The sequence below is a fragment of the Paenibacillus nasutitermitis genome (genome assembly GCF_014641075.1).
Taxonomy (GTDB): Bacteria; Bacillota; Bacilli; order Paenibacillales; family Paenibacillaceae; genus Paenibacillus_Z; species Paenibacillus_Z nasutitermitis.
Map to the genome: position 1 here is coordinate 22129 of NZ_BMHP01000019.1, position 23994 is coordinate 46122.

The following is a 23994-nucleotide window of genomic DNA, read 5'->3' on the forward strand; positions in this document are numbered from 1 at the left end:
GCGAAAGCATGAAGTTGTTGCTTCAGTCCAGAATGTTCCTAAAAATGATGATCTCCTTCATGCTTGTACTTGCAACCGTCACCATTGCTTTATCTGTCACACTTTACTTGGGATTTGAACAGTCGGCGCTTAGAAATGTAATGAAAACCAATGCTAAATTTCTGTCTCACATCAGTTACAGTTTTGATTATATTAATGAGACGGCAAAAAACTTTACTTGGTCCACATATGGGGAGGCCGATACGGTACCCCTTATGTATCAAGACAATACCGACTATATACAATTGATAGAATCAATGGATCGAATTAATCGATTTGTACAGATGAATTCATTTGTTCATTCCGTGTACATTTATAATAGTAAACTGCAACGATTTTTAGCATCAGGCAATCAGCCGATAACGGATGCGGCTTTCTTTTATGATCAGGAAGCCGTTAATATGGTAACACATTTTGATTCTCAGCATCCTGAGCGTCTTATTGCCATCCCCAGAGTAATTGAAAACGATACGCTTGTTTTTACCTATATCATGTATGAAACAGCAAATCGAACAAATGGGTTAGATGGAGCAGTTATCGTAAATATAAAAGGAGAATATTTACGGAATATCATGAGTTCCCTAAAAGCAAAAGATGGAACATCTACTGGGGATACCTTCGTGATGGATAAAAATGGGTTGTTGATAGGGGCGTCTCAAGGTGGCACACTTGATTCGGACATCATGCAAATGTACGGCGATAAAGTTGCTGCAAAAGATCAAAGTTCAGGATATTTTTTGGAAACAGCGGGAGATCAGATAGTAATGGTTACTTATGTCACCACGGGGGATCTTGGGTGGAACTTCATCCATGCAGAGCCTTATGATGCAGCCATTACAGATATTAAGGCAATTCGGGATCGAACGATTCTGGTTGCGTCATGTTTGCTAGGGTTAAGTCTAATCGCATCGATACTGCTCTCACTAAGTCTCTATGCACCTATTCGGAATTTGGTGAGTCAGATGATGCCACTCATGCAGAGACTGCCAGGAAAAGAAATTACAACTGATGAGATAGCCTTTTTAGATCATACGTTTAAGGAAGCATATGTTGTGATGAAGGATACAATGACTAGCCGAAAAGTCGCTATTTTAAAGGGATTGCTCATTAGTAGTGATAACTCCACTGATCTAATGCCAACTATGTTTGAAAAATACAAGATTTCATTAGATGTCAAGCAAGGCTATGTAGTGACCATTTTTCAAATTGACCACTATGGGGCCTTTGCTAAACGTTTTTTGGCAAAAGACCAACTATTGTTACGATATGCAATTAGCAATTTATCCAACGAATTGTTCAGCAATTCATTCAATTGTGAAGTTATTGATATGGGAAATGATATGGTTGTAGTTCTCATCAATGTAATTGAAGAAGAGCAGGATGAGATACTTCGCAAGATTGATGGACTTGCTCTCCAAGTTCAACAATGGTGCGAAGAAAATTTGAAGTTGTCTATTACAGCAACGATAGGATCGCCAGAACAGGACTGGACAGTCATTCCTCAGCAATTTCAAGATACAATGCTGCTGTCCAAGTATCGTCTGGTTGCAGGACATCAAGCGCTGCTTACTCGGGCTTTGACGAATAATCTGATGACGGGACCCTACAAGGTGTCATCTCAGGAAGATGGATTGCTCCACGAGGCACTAGTAAATGGAAAGTTAGATGAAGTCATACAATTATATGACAAGATACTCGAAGATTTAAAATGCCGTCCGTATGATGTGATTATGTCAAATATGAATTATATGACTTATTCTGTTTATGACACCTTGTATTTAATGGAAAGCAATGGAGTGGATCGGTTTGAGGTCGATTACAATTCTTTTATTCAAAATGTGTATAAGCAGGAGACTCTTGAGGAAATTCATCCTTTATTCTATGAATTATTCCAACACATCACAAATGTTGTAATAGCCAAAAGGACGAAACGAAGTTCCGTGTTGGCTGATAAAATGATTGAGCTCATTCAACAAAACTATGCGGATCCCAATCTGAGTCGAGAAAGTATAGCCACTACTATGAACATGTCTAAAGTTTATTTGGGTAAAGTGTTTCGGGACAGTTGTGGACAATCCATTGCTGATTATATATGGGATATTCGCTTAGAAAAAGTTGTAGAGTTAATACGCAACGGGGATATGCCCTTGGTCGAAATTTTGGATCAATGTGGTATTGAAAATAGAAAATACTTTTATAAACTGTTTAAAGATAAATACGGGGTGACTTTTAGTGAATATAAATTGAAAATTATCAATTCCGAGGCTTGATGTTTCGTTTTTATGACAGAACATTCATTCAAATATGGGTTGAAAATCCGCTTTTGTCATTTCGTTTTTGGGTCTCCGAGGATATCTTTAAAGCGTGCCTTGCAGATGCAGACACATCGGCGACACATACACGAATTATCCAAGGAGGGCTTCAGAGATGAGAAAGAAAAGCAGAACGTCGTTACTATTCGTGACAGGGGTTGTGCTCGTGCTTGCTATGATGGTAAGCGCATGTAGCGGCAACAATTCAACAAATCAGCCAACAGGAGGTCAAGGTCAAACGGCAACAAGTAATCCAGAAAGTACTGAAACGACCGATACTGCAAAATTGGACCCGGTAGAATTGACGTGGTACTTTCCAAATACAATTCAAAACATGAAGGATATTGAATTGGTTCAAGCTGAAATGAATAAAATTATTCAGGAAGAAATTAATGCAACCATCAAGTTGATGCCGCTAGATTGGGGGGCATATGATCAGAAAATGAATGTTATGACTGGCGCTGGTGAAAAATTTGATCTGATGTTTACGGCGCCATGGAGTAATAATTACTTCCAGAATGTATCGAGGGAAGCGTTGTTGCCTCTCGATGAACTGCTTGATAAATATGCACCTACATTAAAAGAAACAGTACCGGCATCTGTATGGGATGCGACCAGAGTTAAGGGGAAAATATATGGGGCTATCAACTGGCAAATCGTCGCTATGCCGTACGGAACAGGCATAGAGAAAAAGTATGCTGAAAAGTACAATGTAAATCTGGATGAAATCGACAAGTACGAAGACTTTGAGCCGTACTTGGAAGCTTGGAATGAATCTTACCCGCCGCTAGTTTATCGAAAGGACGGTGCAGACCCCTTTACCAGTCAGCCTCCTTATTTCCGTATGGATAGCATAGGAGAAGACTCCTCAGTTGGATGGATTAGTCTGGACGATACAAGTATGAAGGTCTTCAATCAATTTGAATCGACAGAATTCAAAAACTTTGTTGAACTGATGCATAAATGGTATAAAGCGGGCTATTTCCCTAAGGATGCAGCTTTACAGACTTCGGCCCAGGCTAATGCGAATATGAAAGCAGGACGAGGAGAGTTTATGGGGATAGGCTCTCCAATTAAACCAGGGGTTGAAGCTGAATCTAAAGCGGCGCTTAATCGGGATATCGTCGTAAAACCGTTGAGTGAAGCAATTATTACGACCAATCGGGCAATTGCGACAATGACAGGAATTAGTGCGACTTCCGACAATCCTGAAAGGGCCATGATGTTCCTTGAATTAATCAATTCCAATAAGGGGTTGTACAATTTACTCAGCAACGGAATTGAAGGGAAACATTATAAGATTGTATCGGATAATGTAATTGAGAAAGTTGTTGAGAATAATGGCTATAATCCAGGGACGGATTGGATGTTTGGGAATCAGTTCAATGCTTATTACACATCAAAAGAGATGGTTGGCGTTTGGGAACAAACAATCGAAATGAATAAAAATGCAGTAACGTCTCCGTTGCTTGGATTCAGTTTCGATCCGGAGCTGGTGAAGACAGAACTGGCTCAGTCAAATGCGGTTTTTCAACAATATAAAGATGCTCTGTTAAGTGGTACAGCCGATCCGGAAAAAACTCTGCCCGAATTTTTGGACAAGTTAGAAAAGTCCGGGGCAAATAAGGTAATTGAGGAGAAGCAAAAGCAGATTGATGCTTGGAAAAACGCCAAATAGCAAGAGGCAATTTTCTTAATATAGCAACACCTTCACTAGCGAGATGGTGGGGGTGTTGCTATTAAAAAACACATTATTCACATGTTTTTAGTTGTAATTATGTTTTGTATATAACGAGAGATGCGGTGAAAATTGAGCGCTTCAAGCTATTGGCTATGAAGGATACTTGACGATTGAACGTGAAGTTGGCGAACCGGAAGAGGATATCCGCAAGGCTGTGCAGTTTATTAAGGCTTATCCGGGACAACAGGCTTGATCAGGTATGTATAATTCGAGAACAGGGGGAATTATAATGCGATATTCAATGATGTCCAAAGGACTTTCCGCGTTTCTTTGTATTACGCTGCTTTCATTCTTAGCGGATGCATTTGTACCGCGGCAGACAGCCTCTGCTTCCGCGTCCATTCAAATCTTTGCATCTCCGCAAGGCGGAGGGTCAGGCTCCACGCCTGAAGATCCGCTAACGCTGCTGGAAGCTCGTGATGCTGCTAGATTACTAATTGCAAATATGAGCAGCGATATCGAGATTAAACTTCGAGGCGGTACCTATTCGCTGTCCGACACGTTTGAGTTGAGTCACGCCGATTCGGGTAAAAACGGGTACATTGTGAGTTATAGCGCTTACGAGAATGAAGTGCCAGTAATTAGCGGTGGTACAAAAGTTGACGGTTGGCAGCTTTACAATACTGAATTGAATATCTATCGTGCTCCTGTAAACTCCGACTTGAATACGCGGCAATTATATGTAAATGGGCAGCGGGCAGTACGGGCCAAAGGTGGCGAATTGCCGGGAAGCATAAAAACGGCGATCGGACATACGACAACGGATTTGTCTATGCAGAATTGGAGAAACATTGACCAAATCGAATTTGTGTACCGCAGCAACTGGATTGAAAGCCGCTGTACGCTTGATTCCATTGACGGAAACAGTATCACGATGAAGTCAACCTGCTGGACTCATTTGAATGCTGGTCAAGGAAACCCGGTCTGGATTGAAAATGCATATGAGCTACTGGATGATTCCGGTGAATGGTACCTGGATCCGGCTAATAATTATATATATTATATACCGAAACCTGGTGAAGATCTGGAGACGGCTGACGTCGTTGTTCCAGTGCTGGAAACGTTGGTCAGTGGCGTAGGAACACTGGACAACCCCATTGAAAACATCATTTTTGAAGGTCTGACTTTTTCCTATGCCACCTGGCTAAAACCAAGTGGGCCATACGGATTTCGCGAAATCCAAGGCAATTTTTATACACCAGATCAATGGGACGGTCAGAGACCAACCGGCTCCAATGATGTAAAAATAGACGCCGCTGTAACGTTGAGTGCAGCTAAATCCGTACAGTTTAAACGAAACAAATTTACTCATCTTGGGGCTGCAGCTTTAAACATCGATAAAGGTAGTCAAAATAACCTTATTGAAGGGAACATATTTCGAGATATTTCGGGCAACGGATTAATGATTGGCGGGGTTGAAGACGAGGATCATCATCCTTCAGATGTCAGAAGAGTCGTGAAAAACAACGATATTATCAATAATGTTGTGACAGACATTGGCACGGAATTTCATGGAGCTGTTGGAATCTGGGCTGGTTATGTCGAGAATACGACAATAGCTAACAATACATTGTTTGATCTCCCATATTCGGGGATTTCAATTGGTTGGGGTTGGGGATCTGTTGATCGCGACTTGAACAATCCTTCTACCAGCAAGGATAATAAAGTGTTAAACAATCATGTGCATCATTTTATGCAGGAAATGAATGATGGCGGAGGAATCTATTCTCTCGGGGCGCAAAGGGATATGCTTATTAAGGGGAATGTGGTTCATCATCAACGAAATGACTTTGGGGCTTATTATCTGGATGACGGAAGCAGATATGTTACGATGGAGGACAATATTGCATTTAGCAACAAACGCAACCTGCTAGCCAAGGGAAGCGATCATACCATAAAGAACAATTACTGGGACTCTGCCTCCAATAACATGTATCAATTCAGCAACAGTATTTTGCAGAATAACCAGGTCATCCCGCCCGGCGCTTACCCACTGTCCATTGTCAATCAAGCAGGGATAACACCACAATATCTCGAATTGCTGCAATTAGAGCACAGCGGTAATTTAGCAGCCAATAAGAACGCTTATGTCATGAATTCTCTAGGTGAAGTTGTTGGAGAGTTTACGGATGGAGGGGCAGGCCTTGCAGTTGATAGCAATTTGACCACCTATCTCTTGCCAGCAGCGTTAAGTGATTCGTGGTCACTAATGGTTGATATCGGCTATATTATGTCTATTGATGCGATTGTTGTTACTTTCCCGGAAGGGAAAGCGCCAGCAACATATAAGGTTGAGACGACCGGAGATGGTTCTCAATGGGAATCGGTAGCAATGAATGCTTCGGGTAGTAGTGGAAGAAATATCATTCCACTGGATGGGAAAGAAATACGGAACATTAAAGTGACTTCTCTAACAGGCGAAATGGCAGTTGCGGAGATTGAAGCGTATTACTCGGGCGAAGCTGTTCCATTATACCCTGGATTTATGCTTACAATAGCTGATCAGCAAAATGTTTATGACAGTTCTTCGCTGCACGTAACGGCAGATGAAGAAACGATTACGGGGATTAGCGAAGGTACGGCAATTTTAACTGAACGGGGCGGAGCCGGACGGCAGTTTAAAGTAGCTGTCAGCAACTTTACGGATGTTTCACTTATTGCCGAATCAACTAACATTGCAGCAGGCAGAAGCGTCCAGGTTTTTCTTGCAGGAAGATCAGATGATGGAGTTGTTGTGCCTTTTTCCATAGCGGGTATCTCTTTCATGTCCAACGATTTGGAGAAGCTGATTGTGGATGCAACGGGCAAAGTGACGGGAGTTAGTGCGGGTAATGCTGGGATTGAAGCAGTTTCCAATCAAAGCGGATCACCAATTGAACGACAGCTTGTGTTTAACATATACACAGAACTATTGAATCAAGTGGATGGTAGCTTGTCAAAAAAATATTTGCACCCAGGCGAATCTGCTGATTTGACTTACAAAGCGTGGTTTACTTCCGGTTCTGAGGTTGATCCTTCATCTGTTGATTCTGTGACTTATGCAAGTGCAGACGGATTGGTGGCTACAGTGGATGATCATGGCGAAGTTGTCGCAATTGGAGAAGGTCAAACGGCTATTACGCTTACCATTGAGGTGGATGGACAACAAAAGTCTGTTGAAGTACCAGTAAGCGTATTCCCTTCCGGATGGCATTATGCCAATGTGAATGAGGCATCGGGGCAAGCGGTATATGAAAATGGAAACTGGAACGTTAGCGCTCGCGGAAGCGACATTTACGGCGCGGCGGACCAATTTGGATTTGTATATCGGGAAGTGAATATGGATGATTATCCATTGGGTTTCTCCATTACGACTTCTGTATCCTCCATTGAGGAAATATCAGGAACAACAATGACGGGATTAATGTTCAGGCAGTCACTGGCGCCTGGATCTCCAAATGTTAATTATCGCGTGTATGCCAGTGGGGGGGCTTTGTATAAGTCAGTCCCGTTTACGTACAGAAGTCAGCTCGATCAGGCGACGGATTATTTTATGACTCCTGATGTTACGTTACCTGCTAAAATCCGATTGACGTATCGGGATAACAAGGTGCTGGCACATTACTGGGAGGAAGAAAGCACAGAGTGGAAGCCAGCTGGCAGTATTCCGATCGATTTGGGTGAAGAGTTGCTTGTAGGTGTCGCACATACTTCTCACGACCCTGATAGGTATTCCACTACTGAATTTTCCGATATTGATGCTGGAGTTGCAAAGGATCTACCACTCATTGTACAAGCATTATCAGATGTAGTTCCGGTGGGCGGAACGTTATCATTGACAACTACAGGACAAACACCAGAAGAAGAATTACTTTTCTCTTCGAGCGATACTTCAATAGCCGTCGTTGATGAGAATGGGGTAGTGACCGGAGTTAAGAAAGGCAAAGTAACGATTACAGTCCAGACGTTAGTGGCTGGTACTGAACCGGGGGAGAGCAGGGAAGCGGTTTTTGATCTTATTGTATATGTTAGTCCAGAAGATTTGATTACAACGAATATCGCCTTGCATAAGCAAGCCGCCGCGTTTTATTCCGATCTGCGCCAGCCTACGGGAACACATCATCCTGTTATGCAAGGGGTAGACGGCAATTTGAATACAGAGGTAGCGGCCAGCGGAACGTATGATTGGGCCTATCGAGTTGATTTGGGAAGAAGTGAGTTTGTTACCGGGCTGGGAGTAACGTTCACTCCCCAATTTTATGCGACGGAATTTGAATTCCTTACTTCAATGGATGGAGTAAGTTGGGAACTAACAGAAAGCTTTACAGGAACAGAAGGTGGCATAAAGTACACAACGAATCTTGTGTCTGGAAAAATGATTCGATATGCCGCAATTAGAGCCATTAAACCGAATAGTGACAGCCAACCGGGAGAGTTAATGAGTATAGCTGAATTCGAGGTATATGCAAATTCACTCGCAACGGAAACACTAAGCTTGAATAAGGCTTCTCTATTGCTTGGAACGGGTGAAAGTGCAGTTCTGGCTGCAACAGTTATCCCCTCAACAATGAATGTAACTTGGCATACAAGCGATCAATCTGTTGCTTCAGTGGATAACGGTAATGTTATCGCACACAATCCAGGCTCTGCAATTATTACGGCTATGACGAATTCAGGGCTTATTGCTCAAAGCATTGTTACAGTCAGGGAAATGTCCAACATCGCGATTGGCAAGATGTCCCGCGCAACACAACCGGATATGCAAACCGATGTAGCAACATGGCATCCGTTAGTTAATGGAAATGACGGGGATGTAAGTACGGAAGTTGCGGCTAACGGATCTTATAAATGGGCGTATCTGATTGATTTGAGCGCAGAACAAGAGATTGCCGGTATTGGCGTTATCTTTAGACCCAGTTTTTATGCGACCGATTTTGAACTCCTGACTTCTATGGATGGCGTGAACTGGGAAACCGAAGAAGTTTTTTCAGCCGCTTTGGGTGATGTAAAATATAAAACGCATTTTGATGCCGGAAAGACTGCTCGGTATGCCGCAGTGCGGGCGATTAAACCGGATGGATCGGGGCAGCCTGGCGAATTAATGAGCATTGCAGAATTTGAAGTATATCAAGCTCTTCCATTTGCTGTTGTGGACTCCACGTCACCGGAAGTTACACTTACGGCAACCGCTGAATTATACATTAACCATCCGTTTCAGGTTAACGTACAATTCAATGAAGATGTAATCGGTTTTAACCCAAGTAAAACTGAAGTAGATAATGGAACGCTAAGCGAATTTAAAGCGTTGGATGCACGGAACTATCTAATCATGATTAGCCCTGCTTCCGACGGAGAAGTAAGGGTGAGTGTTCCTGCGGGAGCGGCAGTGGATGCAGCAGGCAACGGAAATACGGCTTCAGTGCCATTTGCTCGAGTATACGATGGAACAGCGCCAACGATTAGTTTAAGTACATCTGCAAGTGAATCAATAAACGCGCCGTTTCAGGTGACGGCAACATTTAACGAGGAAGTAACGGGCTTTGATATTACGGAATTGGAAGTAACAAATGGAACAGCTAGCGACTTTCAATCCGTGAGCGGTACGATCTATACATTCATAATAACACCGATCACCGATGGACTAGTAACGGTGGGCGTTGATGAAGGGGCTGCAACTGATGCAGCGGGTAATGGCAATAGTGCTGCGTTGTTGCTTAATCGAACATACCAATCGAACACTCCATCAACTAGTGAGCCTAATCCTACTGATCCCAATAATAGTGTAAGTCAAGAAGAGGAATCGGATAACGAGCGGGAATCAATTGGCATTATTCTGAACGGATTACAGGTTCACGTGGATGCAAGGAAACAAGAAATCCGGGATGGTCATACGATGGTGCGATTACGATTGACATCAGACCAGATACTGGGACTGTTTGGTACTTCAAAGAAGGCAATTATTGAAACATCAGGAATTGGGGATGTAATTGTCTTTGAATTGTCGGCAGATGATCTTCGCGAGGCGAATGAGATTTATCCTAATAGCAGCTTGCGTGTAGTTGTGGATGGGAATGGTGTAGTACTGCCGTTGCAGGCAGTAACTTTGGTTCCAAAAGAAGCGATTGTGACAGTGGCAATAGGTCAGGTTCAGACGGAGGAAAGCGACAGTATCGGCGATGTGATTAACAATGCAGGCGCGAAAGCAGTGATGGAGTTTCCGGTCATGTACAAGATTGAGGTGGACGTGAAAAATGAAAAGAATTTGCAAGATATGTATCGAGAACAAACGATAGTTCTACCTAAATCGGTTGACCCTAATGAAGTAACAACGTTGTGGTTTGACGAAAACGATCAGCCTCATTTTGTTCCATCAACCCTATCGGAGGATGGACGAACAGTAACGATGCAGGCTCGGAATAACGGAATATATATGATTGTTCAGTCAAAACGAACGTTTCAAGATATAGCGCAACATTGGGCGAGGACAGAAATTGAGGTGATGGCAAACAAGTGGATTATTCAGGGGCGTCAAACAGGTATATTCGCTCCTGAAGATAAGGTGACACGAGCTGAGTTTGCTGCGTTGCTGATACGTGCCCTTGGCCTGGCAGAGAAAGCTTTAGAACAACGATTTTTGGATGTATCGGCGACCGACTGGAATGCTGGAGTCATAAATGCGGCAAGTGAAGCAGGTCTTATTACGGGCTATGAAGACGGACGCTTCAGGCCAGAAGAGTTTGTATCCCGTGAACAAATGGCCGTGATGTTATCCAGAGCCTTGTCATTCGCAAAGTTGCAGGAGTATGAGACCGTCCTGACAGGGCACACAGCGTTTCTCGATGAACAACAGATCGCTGACTGGGCGAAGGAAGCAGTATCGCTTCTTGTCGGGTTGGGTATATTGCGGGGCACGAGCGAATCCGAGTTTGCACCTCAAACAGAGGTTACTCGTGCCCAGGGTGCGGTTGTCATCAAGCGACTGTTGCAAAATCTTGATTTTATTAATGACTAAATAGATTTTTAGGTAGGGTAGTGGGCGCCGCAGATGGATGAACGGTCTGTTGGCGCCCCACCTGTCGTAATTAGATCATATGTAATGAGAGGTGTACAGAAATGATGCATAATTTGGGCTATCCTAGCCGGAGTCCCGACCTTGATGTTTATCCCGGCTTTGTTGATCCTCCCGAAGGATATGGGGAAGTCGCATTTTATTGGTGGGTAGGCGAGCCGCTTACTAAGGAACGGCTAGCATGGCAATTGGAGCAGTTAAAGGATCGTCATATTTCAGCTTTACAAATCAATTATGCACACAGTGATCAAGGGGGCGAAGCCTACGGGCTTACGATTTCCAGCGAACCACCTCTATTTTCTGATGAGTGGTGGGAATTGTTTGTCTGGTTTGCAGAAAAAGCAGGATCATACGGAATAGCAGTCAGTCTAAGCGATTATACATTGTGCGCTCCGGGACAAGGATGGTATACGGATGAGATTTTAGCCAAAAAACCAGACATATCCGGCTTGATATTGAAGCATATGGTCTATCATGTGGAAGACGATGATACGGAGTGGAAGCTTCCCGAACATACAATTTCCATTACAGCCCTATTGAGTGAAGGTGAGCTTGAGACGGGTCTAAACCCTATTGATCTAACATCCTTTGTCAAAGAATCAACTTTAAATTGGCAAAAACCTAGTGGGGAATGGAACATTGTTATTGTATATGCAGAGAGGCAACTGAACTCAATTGATCCAATGAATGAACATAGCGGGTCAATGGTTATTGAACATTTTTTTCAGCGATTTGAAGACAAATTAGCTGGAATGCATCAAGCCCGACTAGGGTTCTTCTTTTCTGATGAATTGGATCTCGGAATTAAAGGTAATATGTGGAACGATCAATTTCGCGAGTTGTTCATGAAATTGAAAGGCTATGATATTGTACCGGAATTGGCGGCATTGTTCATGGATATCGGCCCCAGAACGCCCAAGATTCGTTTAGACTATTCGGATGTAATCGTTCGTTTGTCAGAGCAACATTACTTTATTCCTATTTATGAATGGCATCGTAAACGAGGATTGATTTATGGCTGCGATCATGGCGGCAGAGGCAAGGATACTACGGAATTCGGCGATTACTTTCGAACGCAACGTTGGAATCAGGGACCCGGTTGCGATCAACCGCTGCTTCAATGCGATTTAATTAAGAACAAAGTAGCCAGTTCAATTGCTCATCTCTACGAGCGTCCACGTACTTGGCTGGAAGGCTTCTATGGCAGCGGATGGGGAACTAGCACGGCAGATTTAACGGATGCGATATTCAAGAATTTTGTGACGGGTCATAATTTGTTGACACTCCATGGACTTTATTATACGACTTACGGTGGATGGTGGGAGTGGGCGCCTCCTTGTAATCATTTTCGCATGCCTTACTGGCAACATATGCAGCCATTACTTGCTTGCACGGAGCGACTAAGCTATTTGCTCAGTCAAGGTGTGCATATTTGCGATGTCGCTGTCATGTACCCTGTAGCCAGTATGGAAGCGGCAATGGATGGAGAGCATTCAGTTAATCTTGCTTTTGATGCGGGAGAATACCTATACAGAAATGGCATCGATTTTGACTTTATTGACTTTGAGTCCTTAGAGCGCGCAGAAACGCATGACGGAAGATTACTGGTCGCGGGGGAAGCTTACCGGGTTCTAATCCTACCTGCGATGCGTGCCTTACGTTATTCAACATTACAAAAAGCACTTGAATTCTATAAGGCCGGAGGGTTGGTGCTTGCTTTGGAGCGACTGCCTGAGGCGAGTGAAAGGAAGGGGCGGAACGATTCCCGATTAGATGACATGGTAAGCGTACTATTCGGATGTTCCGCTAAGGAGGCTGCCGCTCTTAATGACAGGGGACTGATGAACCACAATGATACCGGAGGAGTTTCGGCAGTTGCGTACTCATTCATGGAAATGGAGAACTTGATCTCCCGACAAATTACGCGTGACTTTTATTGCAGCGATCAGCAGTCGGCGGATCAATTTGTTTATATACAGCACCGTCATATTGGTGCCCGTCACATTTATGCAGTTTACGGGGCAGCTGTGAACTCGGAATGCTTCTTCCGCTGTCATGGCGAATTAGAGCTGTGGAATCCATGGAACGGTTCAAGCGAACCTCTTCAGGCAGCACGAGTTACATCTGAGGGAACCTATCTCCGGCTTCCATTAGGGCCTTTTCAGGTGCAGTTAATTGTATTCACTCCACGTGCAGAAGCGCAAGAAGATGCTTCAGATCCGCAAGCGGTGATTGCAGGAGTCTATGGCGACCATCTGCGTACCGTGCAATTGGATGGAGAATGGAGCTTCCGACTCAGGCCTACAATGGATAATCGTTTCGGAGACTATAGACAGCCCCCCGAAAATCATTTAATCGGGGCAGAGGCGCGACAATTCCGTTTTGCATTGGAGGAGGAACTGGAATCACAAGACGATTGGAGCTCTCCAACGTTTAATGATTCCGAATGGCAGCGGGTTACATACAGTTATGGCCCGTATTTGTGGAAACTGGGACCTTTGTTTAGTGAAGCATGCACGAATCAATTAGAAGCTGAATTAATTGCTCTCTCCGTTTCTCCAGAAGGACAGTATATTCAAATGGGAGACCAAAAAGTCAGATGGTCACGATACGAATTTTCCATGAGATACGGAATTGAGCATGATCCTGGGCACCAAGGATATCATGGATTGAAGGGTGAAATGTCAGATGATTTTATTGCGACAGGTCATCGAACGTTTTCCTTCACTGAAACGGAATACAGTTTAGAGGAAGCTGGAGAAGTGACCTATTATTGGTCCTCATTCGATGCAAAAGGCGATACGACGGCTCGTATTTGCTTAGGTGGAAATATTCCGGATACAATTTGGCTAAATGGAAGTGAAGTTGAAAATAATTTGGTGACAGTGAATGTCTTGCCAGGTATGAATTATATGCTGATTAAGTATTCGATGCCAGGTCGAGGACACGTTATTGTCGAAAGCATAAGCTCCCCTGAACACTTGCGACAGCAGCTACCACTGGCAATGTCCTGGTTTAATAAACCCGGTGTTATGAGGTATGATGTTTATCCAAATCAAACACGAGCGGGGTGGTATCGTTTCAGTGCCGCCCCGGGATTGGAATCCTTTGATCTGGTTGCTTTTGGTAGCATTCAGGTATGGGTGAACGGGGTAGAACGGAAGGTTGAACAACGGGGTAATCGTTCGGATGACAGCAGAGTATATCATGTAGCCTTGAAGCAGAGGGAACAAGGCATCAGCGTTGTCGCTATAAGAATGCTTTATGACAAACCTCTTTACGGCGGGGCTGCTTTCCCAGAGCCGATTCAACTGCGTTGCGGAGAAGGAGAAATATTACTGGGCGATTGGTCACTGATTGATTCGCTGACCTGTTACTCAGGAGGCGCTGTATACCGCAAGCAATTCAATTTTACAGATTTGAAATTTAAAGCTACATCTACTGTGAAATTGGATCTTGGCAACGTTTCAGCAACTGCGGAAATTCATCTTAATGGTCATTTGGTTCAGACGCTTGTTTCTCCTCCTTGGCAAATCGATGTTACATCATGGGTGCGTGAGGGAAACAATAATATTGAGATTGTTGTTTATAACACATTGGCCAATCATTATGTTACGATTCCTACTCGTTATCGCGGTAATCTTTGCTCGGGGCTTCTTGGTCCGGTGAAGCTGTTAATATGCAATCGGAATCATTGATCATTCTAAGGAGTGAAATCATGGGCAATCTCTTTTATAATAACCTGCTTCCGGCTTCCAGACAGGGCTGATTCAGGATGGAGGATTACTACATTTGGTGCGCCTCTCCGGTCTATGGTGATGACGGACGTTTTCATCTATTCGCTTCAAGGTGGCGTAAGGAATTGGGGTTTGGTCATCAATGGTTATTCAATTCGTTGAAGTATGGAATAACAAAAGAATAGGATTGGCGACGGCTCCTTCTGTATTGGGGCCTTGGACAAGACAGGATGTTCCGCTCCTTGAGCCGCGGAGGCCAGGCTTTTGGGACTGCACTATTACAACGAATCCATCCGCTGCCATTCTGCCGGACGGAACGACCTATTTGATATAGACCTATTTGATATATAAGTCAAGAGAGTATGCGATGTCCACGTTAAGGCTGGGAATTGCAATAGCGGAGCGGCCTGAAGGGCCGTATCGGCGTTTGCAGACCGATACTATACTGCAGTTTGACAACCCGGATTTTCATGTGGAAGATCCTTTTATCTGGCATGCCGACGGATTGTTCCATATGTTGGTGAAGGATGATTTTAAAAACAATAGCGGTGGTTTAACCGGAGAATGGGGGGCGGGAATATATGCTACAAGCAAAAAATGCATCCAGTGGCATGTACACCCTTCTCCGAAAGCATATAGTAGGACAATTATGTGGGATGACGGGACAACCAGTTGCCCTGCGAATCTAGAGCGCCCGAATTTACTTTTTCATAACGGCAAACCGACGCATCTGTTTCTCGCAACAGGCAACGGGCCTGCCCCTTACACATTTGAGGACGAAACATGGAATATGGTAATACCGCTTCATTTATGAGTTCAAGTTATTATTTATTGAGTTAAGCTTCTGAAAAGGCAAACCGAATTATAATAGTCGATTTGACCTCCCAAATGAAATGGTGAGTAGAAAGCTATCGTATCTCTGATTACTTTCTCTACTGACACCTTTTATTTGGAGAGGAGAATGAACATGAAGCTGGCTCTATTCCGGGATTCAGAAGCGATGCCTTCCACTATCGGATGCTGAGTGAAAGTCGGAATACGTGCGGGAGCTATCTCAATTTTTTTATGTTAGAAATATCGAAGGATACTCTCGCATAGGCAAAACTGTCGAAAGGCAGTGACGCAAAGCCACGGATCTTCTCACTATCTTAGTGATGACCGCCGGGTTACCCAATTTTGCCAAGCACGGCCTAATCGGTCGTGCTTTTGTTATTGGAGAATTGGAGGGGAAACAGATATTCAAACAGAGAAGTGCATTCCTTATTATCAGAAATCCTGCGAGAGGAATTTACCCAATTGAAAAACTGCAAGTTGACTCAGCATTTTTGCCGGGTGACAAGAACATGATCTCATTGAAGGCGGCGTAAATCGCGGCTTTTTTGTTTTATGGGATAAGGTTCTTGTCAAAACCCAATGACAAGAACCTTATCCCATTCCCGATTTTGACAAGAACATGATCTCATTCCCGACGGAATGCAGGAAAGTGGAGATCTTAACGACTAAGCTAACGGACAGTAGAGCGTGGTGTTGCCTTATTGAACTATTGGGGAGTTATTGCAGTATTATATATCTGTCGGACGACAAGAACATCAATACAACGGAAGTCGCATATACTGCGGTTTTTTAATTTTTTGTATAGAAGTTCTTGTCGTTTACTCAAGACAAGAACTTCTATACAAAGCCGTATTAGGACAAGAACTTCTATACACTGCCGTAGGCCAATATTACACGAGTTATTAAGCTAACGGGCAGATTAGTTTAACAAATATTTAAATAAATCTCCTCTTCGAAACCATAAATGGTACGATTATGTAAAACATTAGAAAGGAGTTTAGTTGAAATGATTTATCCTAAAATTGTACTGATGGCAGTATTGTTATTACTCGCAGGATGCTCAGCAGAAAAACCTATTCCCGAGAACAAAGATTGGAAAGTCAGCCATCTGTTCAAATCAGGTGCCTATACGATGATAGGACAAGAAGGGAAACTGGGGTTTATTTATGATAATGGTGAAGTAGTCCGTTTTTATCCGAATAAAAAACAAAAATATATGTGGCACTTTTGGGGAAAACCTGAAGAACTACAAGGTTCATTAAAAGTAATGGGTATTAGCAAAGAAACAGGAGAAAAAATCACTGTAATTGACGCCTTAGAATTAGGTGGACCTAATAATGGAGCTGACGGACACACTCCTTCACAAATGTCATTACCTTCACCTGGTCTTTGGAGATTAGATGCTTATATCGGTGAAAAACTTTTTGGCAGTATAATGGTTCAAGTTCACAATCAAAAATGAAGAATTATCGTTACACTAACGGGAAACGTTAGTTTTAATGAACCAAGGAGCAGTTTGCCGTCAGCAGCAGCTCCATTTTTCATTAAGCTAAAGGGCAGGATAATTACAAAATGTGGTATTATAAAGGGTGCTAAAAACGTATTGAAAATGTGAATCATCTCACTCCAATTTAAAGGAGCTTTTATAATGAAAGTTGTGAATGCTACAAATGATGATCTGAACGAATGGTTGGAATTAGCTTCTGAAGTTGAATACCTCTTTGGTCCAATGGTAAGTGATCCAAAATTTATTCAGGCACTTGAGAAAAATATTAATCAATGTAACGCATTCTGTGTCAGGGAAAACGATGGATTACCTGGTTCACGCTTACTGGGTGGAGTTTTATTTTCGTCAGCAGGTGCCCCAAGCTACAAGATTGGATGGTTAGCGGTTTCATCTCGAGCGAGAAACAAAGGTATAGCAACAGAACTACTGCGACATATATTGAAACTTGTTGAATTACCAGCAGAAGTATCAGTTACTACATTTGGTGATGATATCCCAGATGGACGGCCTGCGAGAAACTTATATCAGAAGTTTGGATTTGTGTCCCAAATGGAGTCAATTCCAAATGGTCCAGAAGGCGGTAGTCGTCAAAATTTCAAGCTGCATTACACAGAAGTCCTAAGCTAACGGAGAACGATAGTTGAATCGTTCTAGGGAGCAGTTTGCTGTAGCAGTTGCTCCCTGTTTTCATTAAGCTAAAGGGCAGTTTAGTTCCAGTAGATAAATTTGTGAGGTTAGCTTAGTTGAATCTTTTTATTTGCAGCTATCCCTTGCATGTGACGTAACGTTATCCCTTAATCTTGGTTTCAAGACACTATGAATTAGGGGGAAGGTTACAATGATGACTGAGCGCAAAAAAATAATGGTGATATTAGGCACCCGTCCAGAAGCTACCAAACTAGGACCAATAGTCCAAGAACTTAGAAAATATCCCGAATGGTTTGAAACAAAAATGGTTGTCACAGGACAACAAAAGGAACAACTTTATCAAGCACTTTCGCATTTTAATATCCAGCCCGACGTCGACTTGTCCCTTATGAAAGAACAACAAACCCTTGCCTATATTATGTCTACCGCAATTACTGGCTTGGACCAAATTATTGTAAAAGAAAGACCAGATTTAATTTTAGTCCACGGAGATACTCAAACCACATTGTGCGGCGGTCTGGTTGCATTCTTTCATAAAATCCCAGTTGGACATGTAGAGGCAGGATTGCGGTCGTACAACAAGTACTCCCCTTGGCCAGAAGAAGTAAACAGAAAGCTAGTTGACGTTGTTACCGATTTCTTGTTTGCCCCGACTATTATGAGCAGAGACAACCTACTTCGTGAAGGCTTTAGCGAAAACAATATTTTTGTATCTGGACAAACAGCTGTGGATGCCGCGATCATGACGAATCGCTCCGATTATAAATTTCACGATAAAAGATTAACAGAGATTCTAAACCAAGATAGTAGAATTATAACAATTACAGCCCACAGAAAAGAAAATTACGGTGACCCAATGCTCCGAATGTTCCGTGCCATAAGACGTATTGCTGATAACCATCCTGATGTTTCAATTGTTTATCCAGTACATTTGAGTCCAATCGTTCGCGAAACGGCCATCAATATCCTATCGGGTCACGAAAGAATTCATTTGCTTTATCCGATTGATTACCCCGACATGATTAATCTGATTTCCCGTTCCTATCTGCTTTTAAGTGATTCCGGAGGACTGCAAGAAGAAGCCCCTGTGTTCCATAAACCGCTTGTACTAATGCGTGATACGACAGAGCGTCCTGAAGCTGTTGCGGCTAATGCGGTTTATCTTGCAGGTACGGAAGAAGAGGCCATATATGCCGTAACGACAAGACTGCTTACAGATATGAATTTTTATAACACTATGTCAAATGCTGTGAATCCTTTTGGTGACGGTGAAGCTTCGAGACGGATTGTACAATATATTGCCCACCATTTTGGATTGATTTATGTGAGTCCTGAACAATTTGATGCATAATTTTCTGGAGGCTAATAGAATGCAATTACAAGGAGAATGGATGACCGCGGGACATTTTGCGGACAAGGCGGGTGTAACGAAACGGACCATCCAGTTTTACGATAAAGTAGGACTTTTAAGTCCAAGCCATAGAACGAGCACCGGGCACCGATATTACACAAAGCAAGATTTGGCTCGGCTCCAAAGAATCCTGACACTTAAGTATATCGGAATGACCATTGATGAGATCAGAAGTATCATACATCAAGACGGGCACGAAGTGGATCTGAAGGAATCATTACGACTTCAGAGTACAATTATTGGTCAGAAAATGGAACATCTCCGTCTTGTCCAGAAAACGGTTAAGGAAACCCTCTCGCTTCTGGAAAGCTTGGAACAAAAGGAACAGGAAAGTTATGGGCACAATATAGGATTTTCCGAAAGCAGTCCGGCTTGGGATTTATTCGCATCTATTATCCGAGTCGTGAACCAGGAGTATGAGAGTGCGTTCAACCTGCAGACAAGGATTCGATTACATGACGACTTTAGTGTAAATACATATAAATGGCATCATTGGCTATTCGATAAGATGATTATCCCAGAGTCTAGTACGATCCTTGAGTTGGGTTGCGGGGATGCAGCTCTATGGAAACGGAATGCAGATCGGATACCGGAAGGCTGGGATATAACACTGACCGACCTTTCTGATGGAATGTTAAACGATGCTAGGGAGGGACTGAAGCATTGTGTGCCCCCTAACCGATTTCGGTTTTCGTCTGCCGATGCACGCTCGATACCTTTTCCGGACGCAAGTTTTGATGTAATTTTGGCGAACCATATGCTATATCATGTGACCGAACGTCATCAGTCCTTAAAGGAAATTTATCGTGTTCTCAAGCCCGGAGGCATACTTATCTCATCCACGATGGGGAAGCATCATATGTTAGAAGTAAAGGAGTTTTTGAGCCAAATAAATCCAAATTATGATTTTGGGCGTCAGGATTTCGCCTGTGAGTTTGGATTAGAGAACGGGGCAGATCAACTTAATGCCGTAGGTTTCGTAGATATCCGCTTGGAACGGTATGAAGACGCACTAAAAGTAACTGGTGCTCAGCCGCTAATTGACTACATCCGAACAACTCCTGGAGGCCGAGAAAATCTAACTGATAGCCGGCTGGCTCAACTAGAGATCATGCTAAAAGAACAGATAGATGCAATGGGCAACATTCATATTACGAAGGAGGTAGGGGTATTCTTCGCTTTTCGTAAATAATTCAAGGGTTCCCTTCGGCAAGTTGAGAGGCTGCTCTTTCTCAATTCGACCCGGCTAAGGGATCAACCCGTCATTTTAAATTACCCTGGTAGAATAACAGTTATAATTGAGTTTATTGATGCGGATAGCCAAAGGAGAAAAAATGTTAACGACACAACAATTAAAAGATATTGAACAATTGCAAAAAGAGTGTGAGACTCATGATCATTTACAACTGAAGCTTAACTGGGAGATGCTTGAAAACCGCGGATCTGATCAACTGGATTTTTTCCATTACGAAAATGACGAGCTTGTAGCGTTTCTAGGTTTGTACGCTTTTGGTTCTACAGTCGAAGTATGCGGCATGGTTAATCCAAGTGAACGACGAAAGGGGCATTTCCATCGATTGTTCCGACTAGGAATGGAAAAGGTCAAACAAAACGGATACAAGAAAATCTTGTTGAACGCGCCTGCGGGATCCGATACGGCAAAAGCTTTTTTGTGTAAACAAGGTGCTGAATATGCATTCTCGGAGCATCAAATGGAGTGGAAAGAAAAGCCTCTTGAAGGAACGGATAATATTCTTCTGAGGCAAGCAACATTAGAAGATTACGAAATGCGCGTACGATTATCCGTTACGGCGTTCGGAGTGGACGAAGAAGACGCCAGAGCGATGGAAAGCATGGCCTTGGGGGATAACACTAATATGCTCATGATTGTCGTGAACGAAGGGACGGTAGGGAAAATTCGAGTGAGCCGTGAAGAGGGGCAAGCGTGGATTTATGGATTTGCCATTTTGCCAGAATACCAAGGCAAAGGAATAGGCAGAAAAGTGTTGCGCCGAGTTATTAAAGAGCAAAGCTCGGCTGGATACTCCGTACACTTAGAAGTCGAAATGAAAAACGACCATGCTCTAGGGTTATATGAATCGGTTGGATTCAAAGCGGTACATGCACAAGATTACTATAAATATCAACCAAGTTTCTCTATATGAATGTTTTCAATTTGCACTAACGGAACACTGTAGCTCAACAATAAACAACAGGCTGCCGCCGTGGCCTGTTGTTGCGCTAACGGACAGATTTGTTGAACTTTAATTGCCAATATGTGGTATTATCATTGCGATAAGATAGTTGGAATTGATAAAAAGGGGATGATTGAATGGGGTCTAGGTTTATGCATTTGTTGATTTCAGATTTTGTATGCAAGGAGTTGTCAATCAAGCAACGTGGTGAAATGCTCCTTGGAGCGATAGCACGAGATGCAAAATCAGAAAAAAACGATACCCATTTCGTAGGAGATCGATTTAAGTATGGCGTCAACAGGCGATGGGAGTACGGTCGGTTCATCATGAAATATAAGGAGCGTATCACTGAGCCTTTTATGTTGGGTTATTTAACCCATTTGGTTGCGGATGAAGTTTGGGCAATGAAGTCTTATTTTAGTGGTTTTGAAGAGAGGCTAAAGAACGACCCAACACTGTACGAGCGTTATCACCAAGACTTTCGATTGTGCAATGCGAAGCTAAATGAAAAATATGCTTCTGATGGACTTTACAAAGCCCTAAATTCCGCTGTGTACATACCGAGTATTGAAGAACTTGATGAGAAGAATGTATTAGATTTCAAGAAACATGCATTGGACGACTTTAACTATCCAATTGAACAGGTTGAGCAAAAGTTGAGCATTTTTTCGTTCGAAGAGATTTTGGCATACTTAGAACGCTCGGCTTATCGTGCATTGGATGTTTGTCGACAATTATTCGTTACTGGAAATATTAAGATGCATCCATATGCCCTATTTGACTAACGGAGAAGGATAGTTAAATGCGAAGGGCTGCCGCTTGGTAGCCCTTCACTACGCTAACGGGCAGGATTGTTCAATGAAGCAGTCGAATTCTATTCCTAATTCAAAATAGACAAATTAATTGATGGTTAACAGATGAAATTATTGCCTTACATGGAATCAGATTTTAAGGAATTAGGAGAGAATTACATGCGCAGGAATTGCAAGTTGATCTTAGTTGAAGGATTATGCGGTACGGGCAAATCAACGTTAGCAGAACGATTGCACGGTTACCTAGTAAAGAAAGACATATCATCCCGTTTTTATAATGAAGGCGCCATGCTGCATCCGACGAGCTTAAATTGGCACGCTTTCTTCCGAGAAGTGGAATATAAGGAACTTCTGGAGCGATATCCGAATGCATCTAACGAAATCAGTTCGCGGGCTATAAATAATGGAAGCAACTATCTGATTCCGAGTCCATGGCGCCATGTAACGAATTGAAAGAACTATATTCCGAGCTGAAGTCTCGCGAGCTATGCTGGACGTCTTCTCCCGTAGCTACGCTGTCAGAGTTTACAAATTCAATCCAGGGGCAGTGGGCACGTTTTGCTAATCTTGCCAGCACTTCAGGCGAGGTTTATGTGCTTGAAGCTGTGTTCTTTCAGCATCAGATCCATGATTTGCTACGCCATTATCAAGCTGATGATTATCAAATCGAGCAGCATATCAAGGGTATTGCAGGTCAGCTTGCTGCAATGAATCCTGTGTTAATTTATTTAGCTCAACCGAGTGTAAGAGAGCAACAGGTTTGGATTTCCTCCATCCGTTCAAAGCATCAATTCGCCACTGAACAAAACATTAGGTTTATGGAGAACCGTAAGCGGATTGAATTAATGCTGCTTGATTTACTTCCTTTTGAAACATATTTAATTGAAAATGAAAACCGAGACTGGGAAGATGTTTTTAGTAAAATGGTAGATGCAATTGGTCCAAACTTTTAATTACGAAGAAAGCCATTTTCTGTCGTGGGCAATACCATGCTGACTTTACACTAATGGCAGTTTGTTAAGCAAACTGGGAACGCTAGTTCAATGAAAGATTAAAATCTCCCATATGAAGCAAACCTAGATTTAATAGGTCTAATGGGAGGTTATTTTATGAATTTAAGTGAATTATGGAAACTGTATGAAGCTGATAAGCGGATCCAGGGGTTTAGCCCAAATACATTGAAAGCCCACACCTTGCAGATCAAGATGCTGGTAACGGAACTGGGTGACCTGGATATTTCAGATGTTACTCTAAACTTGCTGAAGGAATACTTAGCAAAGCAGTCCGGTCGATTGAAGCCAAGCAGCTTAGGACATCGCATTCGTTTTGCTCGTTCCCTTTTCCGCTTTGCCTATGAAGAAACATATTTAACCTCAAATCCTTCTCTGAAATTACGCGAACCCAAAATGGAAAAGCGAATTCCTAAGTTTTTGATCGAGGAAGATGTCATCCACTTGAAAATCTCATGTCAATCCCTGAGGGAAAGGGCTCTTCTTGAGTTCCTCTACAGTACCGGCTGCCGAGTTGGAGAGGTGGAGAAGATAAACATCGAAGACCTGAACTGGGAAAACGGCTCTGCAATTGTTAATGGTAAGGGTTCAAAGCAGAGAGAGGTTTACTTCACGACCGAGTGTAAAGTGTGGTTGAAGATGGATCGTCTACACTTAGTTGGACAGAAAAAATAAGGGCTTGTAGAATAAACCTATCATC

The 23994-nt window shown here is 42.9% G+C and carries 13 protein-coding genes, 1 pseudogene and 1 riboswitch; all 14 genes and pseudogenes read left to right on the top strand.

Features of this window, described 5'->3' with window-relative positions; genetic code table 11:
* The first annotated feature begins 8 nt into the window (after positions 1 to 8).
* The 14 genes and pseudogenes from IEY46_RS35695 to IEY46_RS35760 all read left to right on the top strand — a co-directional run bounded on the left by IEY46_RS35695 (position 9) and on the right by IEY46_RS35760 (position 23969).
* Positions 9 to 2309: an AraC family transcriptional regulator gene (locus IEY46_RS35695; RefSeq protein ID WP_189001006.1), complete on the top strand. Its 2301-nt coding sequence runs from the start codon at positions 9 to 11 to the stop codon at positions 2307 to 2309.
* Positions 2310 to 2466: 157 nt separating this feature from the next.
* On the top strand, positions 2467 to 4029 hold the full coding sequence (locus tag IEY46_RS35700; RefSeq protein WP_189001009.1) for an ABC transporter substrate-binding protein: 1563 nt from the start codon (positions 2467 to 2469) through the stop codon (positions 4027 to 4029).
* A gap of 136 nt (positions 4030 to 4165) precedes the next feature.
* A pseudogene (locus tag IEY46_RS36680) lies at positions 4166 to 4285 on the top strand (sugar phosphate isomerase/epimerase); the annotation flags it as partial.
* A gap of 36 nt (positions 4286 to 4321) precedes the next feature.
* Positions 4322 to 11083, top strand: a complete 6762-nt coding sequence (locus IEY46_RS35705; RefSeq protein WP_189001012.1) for an S-layer homology domain-containing protein — start codon at positions 4322 to 4324, stop codon at positions 11081 to 11083.
* A 101-nt stretch (positions 11084 to 11184) separates the two neighbouring features.
* Positions 11185 to 14838 carry a glycosyl hydrolase gene (locus IEY46_RS35710; RefSeq protein ID WP_189001015.1) on the top strand — a complete coding sequence of 1218 codons (3654 nt, stop codon included), beginning with the start codon at positions 11185 to 11187 and terminating at the stop codon, positions 14836 to 14838.
* Between the two features lie 406 nt (positions 14839 to 15244).
* Complete coding sequence (locus tag IEY46_RS35715) at positions 15245 to 15691, top strand: glycoside hydrolase family protein (protein WP_189001018.1); 447 nt, start codon at positions 15245 to 15247, stop codon at positions 15689 to 15691.
* A 273-nt stretch (positions 15692 to 15964) separates the two neighbouring features.
* Positions 15965 to 16051: riboswitch (cyclic di-GMP riboswitch) on the top strand.
* Between the two features lie 666 nt (positions 16052 to 16717).
* Positions 16718 to 17173, top strand: a complete 456-nt coding sequence (locus IEY46_RS35725; RefSeq protein ID WP_189001024.1) for a DUF4871 domain-containing protein — start codon at positions 16718 to 16720, stop codon at positions 17171 to 17173.
* A 186-nt stretch (positions 17174 to 17359) separates the two neighbouring features.
* The gene (locus IEY46_RS35730) at positions 17360 to 17845 is read left to right on the top strand and encodes a GNAT family N-acetyltransferase (RefSeq protein ID WP_189001027.1); all 486 of its coding nucleotides are present in this window, start codon (positions 17360 to 17362) and stop codon (positions 17843 to 17845) included.
* 211 nt (positions 17846 to 18056) lie between these two features.
* A complete protein-coding gene (gene wecB, locus IEY46_RS35735; protein WP_308422876.1) occupies positions 18057 to 19217 on the top strand; it encodes a non-hydrolyzing UDP-N-acetylglucosamine 2-epimerase in 1161 nt (386 codons plus the stop codon).
* A 19-nt stretch (positions 19218 to 19236) separates the two neighbouring features.
* Entirely contained in the window at positions 19237 to 20469 is a 1233-nt protein-coding gene (locus tag IEY46_RS35740; RefSeq protein WP_189001030.1) for a MerR family transcriptional regulator, read from the top strand.
* Between the two features lie 142 nt (positions 20470 to 20611).
* Entirely contained in the window at positions 20612 to 21442 is an 831-nt protein-coding gene (locus tag IEY46_RS35745; RefSeq protein ID WP_189001033.1) for a GNAT family N-acetyltransferase, read from the top strand.
* Positions 21443 to 21609: 167 nt separating this feature from the next.
* Positions 21610 to 22257, top strand: a complete 648-nt coding sequence (locus IEY46_RS35750) for a hydrolase (protein ID WP_229750768.1) — start codon at positions 21610 to 21612, stop codon at positions 22255 to 22257.
* Between the two features lie 476 nt (positions 22258 to 22733).
* Complete coding sequence (locus IEY46_RS35755) at positions 22734 to 23237, top strand: P-loop NTPase family protein (RefSeq protein ID WP_229750769.1); 504 nt, start codon at positions 22734 to 22736, stop codon at positions 23235 to 23237.
* Positions 23238 to 23393: 156 nt separating this feature from the next.
* A complete protein-coding gene (locus IEY46_RS35760; RefSeq protein WP_229750770.1) occupies positions 23394 to 23969 on the top strand; it encodes a tyrosine-type recombinase/integrase in 576 nt (191 codons plus the stop codon).
* Positions 23970 to 23994: the final 25 nt, after the last annotated feature.

What these genes read in the sequence shown, in the direction of transcription:
- IEY46_RS35695 (WP_189001006.1), top strand. Translation starts at nt 9, where the DNA reads ATGAAGTTGTTGCTTCAGTCCAGAATGTTCCTAAAAATGATGATCTCC.
- IEY46_RS35700 (WP_189001009.1), top strand. Translation starts at nt 2,467, where the DNA reads ATGAGAAAGAAAAGCAGAACGTCGTTACTATTCGTGACAGGGGTTGTG.
- IEY46_RS35705 (WP_189001012.1), top strand. Translation starts at nt 4,322, where the DNA reads ATGCGATATTCAATGATGTCCAAAGGACTTTCCGCGTTTCTTTGTATT.
- IEY46_RS35710 (WP_189001015.1), top strand. Translation starts at nt 11,185, where the DNA reads ATGATGCATAATTTGGGCTATCCTAGCCGGAGTCCCGACCTTGATGTT.
- IEY46_RS35715 (WP_189001018.1), top strand. Translation starts at nt 15,245, where the DNA reads ATGTCCACGTTAAGGCTGGGAATTGCAATAGCGGAGCGGCCTGAAGGG.
- IEY46_RS35725 (WP_189001024.1), top strand. Translation starts at nt 16,718, where the DNA reads ATGATTTATCCTAAAATTGTACTGATGGCAGTATTGTTATTACTCGCA.
- IEY46_RS35730 (WP_189001027.1), top strand. Translation starts at nt 17,360, where the DNA reads ATGAAAGTTGTGAATGCTACAAATGATGATCTGAACGAATGGTTGGAA.
- wecB (WP_308422876.1), top strand. Translation starts at nt 18,057, where the DNA reads ATGATGACTGAGCGCAAAAAAATAATGGTGATATTAGGCACCCGTCCA.
- IEY46_RS35740 (WP_189001030.1), top strand. Translation starts at nt 19,237, where the DNA reads ATGCAATTACAAGGAGAATGGATGACCGCGGGACATTTTGCGGACAAG.
- IEY46_RS35745 (WP_189001033.1), top strand. Translation starts at nt 20,612, where the DNA reads ATGTTAACGACACAACAATTAAAAGATATTGAACAATTGCAAAAAGAG.
- IEY46_RS35750 (WP_229750768.1), top strand. Translation starts at nt 21,610, where the DNA reads ATGGGGTCTAGGTTTATGCATTTGTTGATTTCAGATTTTGTATGCAAG.
- IEY46_RS35760 (WP_229750770.1), top strand. Translation starts at nt 23,394, where the DNA reads ATGAATTTAAGTGAATTATGGAAACTGTATGAAGCTGATAAGCGGATC.